Source organism: Bacilli bacterium, assembly GCA_036381315.1.
In the GTDB taxonomy this organism is placed as follows: domain Bacteria; phylum Bacillota; class Bacilli; order Paenibacillales; family KCTC-25726; genus DASVDB01.
In genome coordinates this window covers 1-7,602 of record DASVDB010000164.1, presented here as the reverse complement: position 1 = coordinate 7,602, position 7,602 = coordinate 1, and the positions used below count along the sequence as shown (strand labels likewise).

The 7,602-nt window shown below is 49.4% G+C and carries 13 protein-coding genes and 1 pseudogene; 2 read left to right on the top strand and 12 right to left on the bottom strand.

All coding sequences use genetic code 11. From position 1 onward, the window contains the following. From VF260_12180 to VF260_12160, 5 genes are all read right to left on the bottom strand, one after another. Positions 1–292, bottom strand: a 292-nt coding sequence (locus VF260_12180) for a hypothetical protein (GenBank protein ID HEX7057935.1), incomplete at its 3' end; no start/stop codon positions are given. Then, positions 289–978 (bottom strand): ABC transporter ATP-binding protein, encoded by a 690-nt coding sequence (locus tag VF260_12175; protein ID HEX7057934.1) that lies wholly within the window; start codon positions 976–978, stop codon positions 289–291. The genes VF260_12180 and VF260_12175, both read right to left, overlap by 4 nt. Next, a complete protein-coding gene (locus tag VF260_12170) occupies positions 971–1,381 on the bottom strand; it encodes a GntR family transcriptional regulator (GenBank protein ID HEX7057933.1) in 411 nt (136 codons plus the stop codon). Before VF260_12170 ends, VF260_12175 begins: the two co-directional genes overlap by 8 nt. Positions 1,382–1,547: 166 nt before the next feature. After that, positions 1,548–1,667 carry a YjcZ family sporulation protein gene (locus tag VF260_12165; GenBank protein HEX7057932.1) on the bottom strand — a complete coding sequence of 40 codons (120 nt, stop codon included), beginning with the start codon at positions 1,665–1,667 and terminating at the stop codon, positions 1,548–1,550. 112 nt (positions 1,668–1,779) lie between these two features. Further along, positions 1,780–2,100 (bottom strand): hypothetical protein, encoded by a 321-nt coding sequence (locus VF260_12160; protein HEX7057931.1) that lies wholly within the window; start codon positions 2,098–2,100, stop codon positions 1,780–1,782. 167 nt (positions 2,101–2,267) lie between these two features. Here VF260_12160 and VF260_12155 point away from each other — a divergent pair, with 167 nt between their 5' ends. Further along, a complete protein-coding gene (locus VF260_12155; protein HEX7057930.1) occupies positions 2,268–2,702 on the top strand; it encodes a hypothetical protein in 435 nt (144 codons plus the stop codon). Positions 2,703–2,746: 44 nt separating this feature from the next. On the opposite strand, the gene VF260_12150 is transcribed toward VF260_12155, so the two are convergent. The 3 genes from VF260_12150 to msrA all read right to left on the bottom strand — a co-directional run bounded on the left by VF260_12150 (position 2,747) and on the right by msrA (position 4,495). Then, a complete protein-coding gene (locus VF260_12150) occupies positions 2,747–2,992 on the bottom strand; it encodes a hypothetical protein (GenBank protein HEX7057929.1) in 246 nt (81 codons plus the stop codon). 83 nt (positions 2,993–3,075) lie between these two features. After that, a complete protein-coding gene (locus tag VF260_12145; GenBank protein ID HEX7057928.1) occupies positions 3,076–3,441 on the bottom strand; it encodes a hypothetical protein in 366 nt (121 codons plus the stop codon). 85 nt (positions 3,442–3,526) lie between these two features. Further along, on the bottom strand, positions 3,527–4,495 hold the full coding sequence (gene msrA, locus VF260_12140; protein ID HEX7057927.1) for a peptide-methionine (S)-S-oxide reductase MsrA: 969 nt from the start codon (positions 4,493–4,495) through the stop codon (positions 3,527–3,529). A 95-nt stretch (positions 4,496–4,590) separates the two neighbouring features. Between msrA and VF260_12135 the strand changes: the two genes are divergently transcribed. After that, positions 4,591–4,731: a hypothetical protein gene (locus VF260_12135; protein HEX7057926.1), complete on the top strand. Its 141-nt coding sequence runs from the start codon at positions 4,591–4,593 to the stop codon at positions 4,729–4,731. Positions 4,732–5,259: 528 nt separating this feature from the next. On the opposite strand, the gene VF260_12130 is transcribed toward VF260_12135, so the two are convergent. The 4 genes and pseudogenes from VF260_12130 to VF260_12115 form a co-directional block, all read right to left on the bottom strand. Next, positions 5,260–5,931: a YdeI/OmpD-associated family protein gene (locus VF260_12130; GenBank protein ID HEX7057925.1), complete on the bottom strand. Its 672-nt coding sequence runs from the start codon at positions 5,929–5,931 to the stop codon at positions 5,260–5,262. A gap of 135 nt (positions 5,932–6,066) precedes the next feature. Beyond that, positions 6,067–6,573 carry a zinc-binding dehydrogenase gene (locus VF260_12125; protein HEX7057924.1) on the bottom strand — a complete coding sequence of 169 codons (507 nt, stop codon included), beginning with the start codon at positions 6,571–6,573 and terminating at the stop codon, positions 6,067–6,069. Between the two features lie 82 nt (positions 6,574–6,655). Then, a pseudogene (locus VF260_12120) lies at positions 6,656–6,853 on the bottom strand (NADP-dependent oxidoreductase). Positions 6,854–7,283: 430 nt separating this feature from the next. Beyond that, a partial coding sequence (locus tag VF260_12115; GenBank protein HEX7057923.1) for an AAA family ATPase occupies positions 7,284–7,602 on the bottom strand: 319 nt, incomplete at its 5' end.

Sequence of the window (7,602 nt, the reverse complement as noted above, 5' to 3'; positions counted from 1 at the left end):
ACCAGATAAGAAAGACATACAACAAAAGGGCTACGATACATAAGGCAATCGGGGCAACAAACCACAGGCTTCCTTCGCTGAATCGAGCAAAACTCGTCGGGCCGATACGCTCCAGAAACTGCGTTTGCGACAGGCCTCCCGCGGTCATCCAGCGGTTGGCGCGCTGCATATATTCGGCTGTGAAAAGCAGCAGGCCAACGGATTGCAAAATCGCCGTGACGAGCAGCAAAGCAAGATAAAAATAACGAAAACGGTAACATTCAAAATGAAGCAGCTTGGCAAACCGGATCATGCCTGATACACCTCTCTCATAACATCGACAACGGATTTTCCTGCGGACAGCCGCATTTCTTCGGTGCCGAATTCTTTCAGCACTTTACCTTGCTCGAACAGTACGGCTTTATCCAGTAAATGCTCAATATCATTAATCTCGTGGGTGGTGATGATCACGCCGCGATCCTCGATCAGACTGCCGGTAAACACTTTCGCAATTTGTTCCCTGCTGAACATATCGATTCCGGAAAACGGTTCGTCCATCAACAGATAATCCGCATCGACGGACAATCCGAGCAGCAAGTTGATTTTAGCCGCATTCCCCCGGGAAAGTTCCGCCAAACGATCCCGCTCATCCAGCTTGAAAAACGCAAGCAGTTCTTCCGCGCGCACATGGTTCCAATTGCGGTAAAAATCACCCATAAATTGCAGACAATCGCGAATTTTCATCTGGAGCGGCATGGCAATCGTATCCGGGATAAATACAATCCGCTCATACATCGCATGATTCAGCGGCTTTTGGTCGATCAGAATCTCTCCGCCGTTGATCGGCGTCAAGCCCATGATCGCCTTCATGATCGTGGTTTTTCCTACGCCGTTGACGCCGATCAAACAAGTGATTTGCCCTTTTTCCGCCGTAAACGAAACACCGTTCAACACTTTTTTGCGACCATATTTCTTGATTACATTCCTCACTTCAATCATCCGTTTCGCCTCCCGCATCCGTTTCGCTTTCCGACCGTTCAAGCACTTCGGCAACATATGTTTCTTTTACAATTTGCAGCAATTCATCAAGCGGCACTTCGATTTTCCGAACCGCGGCGACAAACGTATCCACGGCTTCCCTGATCAGTTCTTCCCGGATTGCGCCCAACACTTTTTCATCCGCTGTAATCCGGCTGGGGAAATTGCCTTCCGTACGAATCAATCCTTGCTCCTCCATCTCCCTGTATGCTTTTTGCGCAGTATTCGGATTAATATTGAAGTGTGCCGCGAGTTCCCTGCGCGAAGGAATTTCCTCGCCCGCTTTCAGCTTGCCGGTAGCGATTTCCACCTTAAAATGGCGGACAACCTGCAGATAAACGGGGTCGCGATTGTTAAATTTCATATGGCTTTGCCCCCCTGCAATATAGTGTATGTACTATGTGGTTCATACACTCGATACATGTACTATACGATTCATACACCCCAGTTGTCAACCGTTTTTTTAACCCGAAAAAGCTACCCATCCGCAAGGATAAGTAGCTTTTGACACTGGCCGGACCAATATGAATTTAGATGCCAAATGCGAGACTACGCGAAACAATGACAAGCAGAATGAACAATACCAGTATGACACCGGTGCTTGTAAAACCGCCATAACCGACATTGCAGCCTAATCCGCCGTATCCCATTCCCATAGGAACACCCGCCTCCTTTCGCTTGTCTATCTGCCGTTCGCTATAACGTATGAAATAACCGTGCCCAATTCCTGTGTGATCGCCGCTATGCCCGCAAAAATAAGGCTTACAACCAGAAGAAAGGAAAAGCGAACAAAGCGGCAATCAAGAATAGCGGTATCGCCCACAGAAAAGGGTTGAAAAAGGGGAAAAATGCTTTCGTGTCCGCTTTTTGCATGGCGGCTTTTACTTTGGGATGCGCCAACAATTTATTGCGAATCGCCGTTATATCCACGCCTGCAGCCGGACGAAGCAGCAAATTTCCATCTCGAACGCCGTCGATCACACCGCATGCAACGTCACCGTCCGCCAAAACTACCGCAACCTGCTTGCCGCAGTGCGGCAAGACCGCAGCTTCCTGAATCGGATACGAGCAAATCAGATGCAAACCACTCCCTCCTTCCCGCAGAAACCTCCGTTTTATCGTACGCATTGATGGACAACCGCGAAACTGTCACCCGCCTTTTTATTACACCTGCTATAAGTATCCAAGCCGGGTGTGGCAAAGCCGTATAAACTGTAATCAGCAAGCGATTGTCGAAAGGAGGGGTGCGGATGGAAGCGATCGGCACGATTGTGGAAAAGCAATTGAACATGCTGTACGGACAACCCGTTTGCGCCGTTTTGCAAGACGGCACCTATTATATCGGAACGATTCAAGGAATAAAAAACGGCGAACTGTTGCTGCACGGCGTTCGCGGTAAAGGCAAAATGCCTGTTTCGAGCCAAGGTTTCCGCGCCAAAGTAAAAAGTTTCGGCGGGTTAAATCCATTGGCGGCTGGCAGCGGGCAGGGATCTGACATGTTGTCCGGCTTGCTTGGCGGGCTGCCCGGAATGCTGCAGGGACTGACCGGATGGCAATCCGGCGGCAATGCGCCTTCGGGCGGCGCGGGAGGAGGATTATTCGGCGGTTTGGGTCAAGGTTTTAAAATCGGGCTAAATATTCTGGCTTTCTTATGGCCATTGTTTGCTGCAAAGTTCAAAATCTGACATGTGGACGCCCGTTTTCATGGCATCCGAAAACGGGCGTTTGCTCAAACGGCTTGATTTTGCGCGCTGGGGAGATTATCCGAATCGTTGATCGGAGAATCGATCAGGTCAACATCCACGATCGACTGAACGTTGGCGAAAGCAAGCGTGTTGCCGATGTAAAATCCGTTGCCGAAATTGTTTTTTCCGTGTGCCGACCAACCTGCCTGATTCACTTCGCCAACGGCGACGGTTCCTTCTCTATTGAGATTATTCACATTGATGCTGACGAACGTCACGGTTACCGCCATACGAATCCCCCTAAAGCATAAACACAATTTATTTTATTGAAAAAGAATAGGCGGTGTTCCTCGTTCCCTTGCCGGCAATCCGGTTATATCTTCAGGCTATAGCCGGACGGCGTCGCGACAATTTCCGGACCTGCGCCGGGCGCCTTTTTTTCCCCGGGCTTTACCTGTTTCGGCTTTTGCTCTTTCAGCCTTAGACCATTGGCGGTGCCAAAATTATTGCCCAGGTTGAGCGACCCGCTGATTTCCTGAATATCCAGGCTGTCGAGGCGAAAAACCAATTGTTCCAACACCGGCTTGTCGACCGTGAGACTCTCGATATGAATATGATATTCGGAAGGACGCTGCACGGATTGCAACGTCCTCTCCAGTAACTCCAGCTTTACTGTCAGATCGCGAAAGGATCGGTTTTGCTCCGCGACCTCTTTGTTTGTTCGGAACCACTTGCGCATGCCCGCTTCACCTGTCGTTTTGGCGTCGATGGTTTCAGTTTATGAGCCTGTTCCTTCGCGTATACCTCAGGCGTTGTGAAGCTATTTATTTGGCGAACAGAGAAAGAAACTCCCCGTAGCCTTCCTTTTCCAAATCTTCTTTGGGGATAAAGCGCAGCGCCGCCGAGTTGATGCAATAGCGCAATCCGCCTTTGTCCCGGGGGCCGTCCGTGAAGACATGGCCCAGATGGGAGTCTCCGTTTTTGCTGCGCACCTCGGTACGGATCATCCCGTGACTCGTGTCCAGGTGTTCGGTTACATTGGCGGGACGCAACGGTTTGGAAAAACTCGGCCAGCCGCAATCCGACGCAAATTTATCCAGCGAACTGAATAGCGGTTCGCCCGACACGATATCCACATAGATGCCCTCAGCCGTATGATTCCAAAACTCGTTGCGAAACGGCGGCTCCGTCGCATTGTTTTGCGTTACTTCGTACTGAAGCGGCGTCAGTTGTTTTCTTAGTTCCTGCTCATTTTTCCGGTTTCGCCAATGTTTGCGGATGAACGCGTCGCGGCCCGATCCGAGGCGATACATTTGATAGTGCACCGGTTTCTTTTTGTAATAATTCTGGTGGTAGTCTTCCGCAGGGTAAAATTCGGTCGCCGGCACAATCTCGGTTGCGATCGGATCGGCAAACCGTCCGCTTTCTTGCAGCGCCTTTTTGGATTTTTCCGCAGCCAGGCGCTGTTCTTCATTATGGTAAAAAATCGCTGTCCGATAACTGTCGCCGCGGTCATGGAACTGCCCGCCCGGGTCGGTGGGATCGATTTGCTGCCAGAAAATCTCTAGCAGCCGTTCATACGGCATCACGCGCGGATCAAACGTGATTTGCACCGCTTCGACATGCCCTGTTGTCCCGGCGCAAACTTCCTCATAGGTGGGGTTTTCTTTGCTGCCACCGGTATAGCCGGATACGACGCTGTGCACTCCCGGCATTTTATCAAAAGGCGAAACCATACACCAAAAACAGCCGCCGGCAAAAGTCGCTTTTTCCATTGTCAATTCATCGCCCATACGCTCATCTCCATGCAGTTTCTTGCATTGCCATTTTCCAGGTTTTATTTTATATTTATTATTAAGAAAAAGCCAATTGAAAGGAGTCCGGATGAATGGTCACCTTTATCGTCGTTTGCGCCGCAATGCTCGCGATTGACTTTCTTGTTTTCTGGGGGCTATTGCATATGTCCAAAAAAGACTCGATGAACTACGACAAAAAATTTATCTGGGTGGATCATAAAACCCAACTTTAAGTTTTGGTAAATTTAATTAAAAATATGCCGTCCGGCAAGCCGAACGGTTCTTTTTGTGTGCCAACGTATTCGTTTGTGCGCTTTCAGATCTAACGGACGTGACAGAGGCTATTTTGGGTTTTACGCCCGGTTTTTAAGTTTAACGGACGTAGGCGCGCTTATTTTAGCACTATGTGTGGTATTTAGGTAAAAATAAGGCGAATAGCCGCTGTGGCGTCCGTTAAAATTTTTACATGGCCTTTTTTCGGCAAATAGCCGCTGCTGCGTCCGTTAGCGCCGGGCAGAGGGGCTTGACGCTCGCGGTGCGCTGGTAAGCTTAACGTAAGCGCTGGGCAGGTGGGTTGTGCAGGGAGGCGATCCCCCGTTTTAGCGGTGTACAGGGCAAAGTGGTTTAACGTTAGCGCTGCGCAGTGCGGCGGTCCGCCCGTTTTAGCGCTGTATAGGGAGGGGCTGTCCTTACGTTTTAACGTTGCGCAGTAAGATTAACGTTAACTGAGTGCAGGCGTCGGAAGCTTCGGCTGGGCCACTTTACACCTTTTCTCTTCGATAAAGTTCAATGCTTTTATACCCTTTGCCTAAAATCGATTTCATTTCTTCCCGGCGTTTTGCCCTTGTTTCTTCTTGGACGGCACTGTATACGTAACGAGCCCAATCCTTTTGATACCCGGTAGTAAGCGATCGGTAAAAAGCTAACGCCTCGGGCGCATCTTGCAGATCTTTTTCCACATCGGGGATCTTGTCCGCATAATCGTTCACGCGTTGACTTGGCTTTGCGGCGCCATTGTTGCTTTTCCGGGCCCCTTCCTTGAAACCGACAACGGTGAATACCTCGTTTAAGCTCGCCATTTTCACAAATTTCAAGCCGCTCGTTCCAACATAGCCGTCCTCGTCAGCCCCTAACCCTGCAAACAGGCTATCCCGGTGAATATAAGTCGAATAAACCTTGTTTCCCTTTTTCGGATAAGCTGCGTACAAATATCCGCCGTTGTTCAAAACGCGCTGATCGATCACCTTTTGGACGAGATCCCGCAGCGATTCCATCGTGAACACGTATGCTAAAATGAGATCGTACCGACTGTCTTTCAACTCGGTGTCGTAATCGGACAATTCCGCCAGACTGTTTTCATCCTCCGGTTTGTATAGCACGGCTACCTTTTCGAACTTGTGCAAATTTAATTTTTCGACAATGGATTTGGACATTTGCTGCCCCCCACTTTTGTTGTCGGCAGACTAAAAAAAAGTCGCCGTTACTTTCGATTTTATAATAGCGGACAGTACGATTTCAATACGATTGAAACAAGTATTCTTTCCTCCGGTTTCACTGCCGTAGACCTTTTACGCATCGGCGACATTTAGCACGATACGACCGCGTCCGTGCCCGCTTTCGCTCCGCTCATGAGCCATGCTGGCCATATGCAACGGATACACGCGCTGAACATACGTTCTGATCCGTCCATCGTCTGCCAACTTCGCAATGTCGATCAAATCTTGACGGGTAGCCGGGCTCGAACCCAAGACCCGAATCCCCAATTGTTGCCCCTTCGCTGGCGCCGGTCGTCCCGCTATGGAAATCAGAACACCGCCCTTTTTTACGATAGAAAAGGAGCGTTCAAGCGTCTCTCCGCCGACTGTATCCAAAACGAAATCGACCATTCCGGCCAATTGTTCAAAAGGAGTACGGGAATAATCGATTGCCAAATCAACGCCCAGCGAACGAATGAATTCGATGTTCTCCGCGCCGGCAGTACCGATCACATATGCGCCTTTTAACTTGGCGAATTGAACAGCGAATAAGCCGACTCCGCCGGCGGCCCCGTGAGGGGGCAGTCGTATATTCCGCATAGGTTCCTTTCCCGCTTCTCCCGAAAACGGCTTGGCCTCTCGCAAAAGAAGCAACTTCCGCCCCGACATCCTCCACTATGCCGGCAAATGAAGCGCCCGGGATTACCGGGAATTGAACCGGTATTGGGATCATTCCCTGGCGAATTTTCCAATCGATCGGCAAAACGGACGACGCAATTACGCGAATAAGCACTTCTTTCGCTCCCGGAATTGGGACTGCGGTTTCTTCCAGTCGCAACAGTTCCGCTCCGCCAAAACGGTGGTAGCGGATTGCCTTCATCGTTTTTTCCGGCATACCAGAACGCTCCTTCCTGTTTCAACTCTGTTTTGTCATCTTCATTCCCGACAGCTTGATTCCCGCTTTCAAGACAGGGCCCAATGGAGTACAATAAATGGGTTGTCCTCGACGATTTATATAGAGTTTCTCATTAATATGCCACCGCGATGTAGGCAGTAATGGTTGCCACGTCAATGACGACCGTTAAGCGGACTTGGACAAAACAGAAGCGCCTCGAGTGATGGATTAGGCAAGATGTAACGGGTCTTGGCCCTAATAATCCATCAGGAGGCGCCTAATATGAAGTCTACCCGAAAAAACGTAACAAATCAACAGATTGAACGAATTACCATAAAGCATGCCGTAGTGGGAATCCGCTTTTGATCACGCCAATGGGCATCCATCCGGAAATGTCGCTTTTTGAACAGCCTTTTTAAATATGCGGGGTGGCTTGTTTTGCAACTGACAATATGAAATCAAGCTTTTCGATTACTTCGGGGTCAATAGCCTCCTTTTCAATTAACCCCGCTAAAACGTGATAATCTGTTTTTCTCATAATATTTGGCAATCCCAGTTTCTCAAAATATTTGGGAAATAAACGGTCTAAAAAGTTGTCACTTGCTTTAATATCATCAGACCAGGGAGACGGCTCATTTAAAATTTCCAACGCATTGGATATCTCTTCGATCGTTGTTATCATTGCCTCTTCCCTTTTTGTCATCTCGGCAACCCCAAACAAGTCGTGCGTTAGA

Coding starts and splice junctions, on each gene's coding strand:
- VF260_12175 (HEX7057934.1), bottom strand. CDS start 978: ATGATTGAAGTGAGGAATGTAATCAAGAAATATGGTCGCAAAAAAGTG.
- VF260_12170 (HEX7057933.1), bottom strand. CDS start 1,381: ATGAAATTTAACAATCGCGACCCCGTTTATCTGCAGGTTGTCCGCCAT.
- VF260_12165 (HEX7057932.1), bottom strand. CDS start 1,667: ATGGGATACGGCGGATTAGGCTGCAATGTCGGTTATGGCGGTTTTACA.
- VF260_12155 (HEX7057930.1), top strand. CDS start 2,268: ATGGAAGCGATCGGCACGATTGTGGAAAAGCAATTGAACATGCTGTAC.
- VF260_12150 (HEX7057929.1), bottom strand. CDS start 2,992: ATGGCGGTAACCGTGACGTTCGTCAGCATCAATGTGAATAATCTCAAT.
- VF260_12145 (HEX7057928.1), bottom strand. CDS start 3,441: ATGCGCAAGTGGTTCCGAACAAACAAAGAGGTCGCGGAGCAAAACCGA.
- msrA (HEX7057927.1), bottom strand. CDS start 4,495: ATGGGCGATGAATTGACAATGGAAAAAGCGACTTTTGCCGGCGGCTGT.
- VF260_12135 (HEX7057926.1), top strand. CDS start 4,591: ATGGTCACCTTTATCGTCGTTTGCGCCGCAATGCTCGCGATTGACTTT.
- VF260_12130 (HEX7057925.1), bottom strand. CDS start 5,931: ATGTCCAAATCCATTGTCGAAAAATTAAATTTGCACAAGTTCGAAAAG.
- VF260_12125 (HEX7057924.1), bottom strand. CDS start 6,573: ATGCGGAATATACGACTGCCCCCTCACGGGGCCGCCGGCGGAGTCGGC.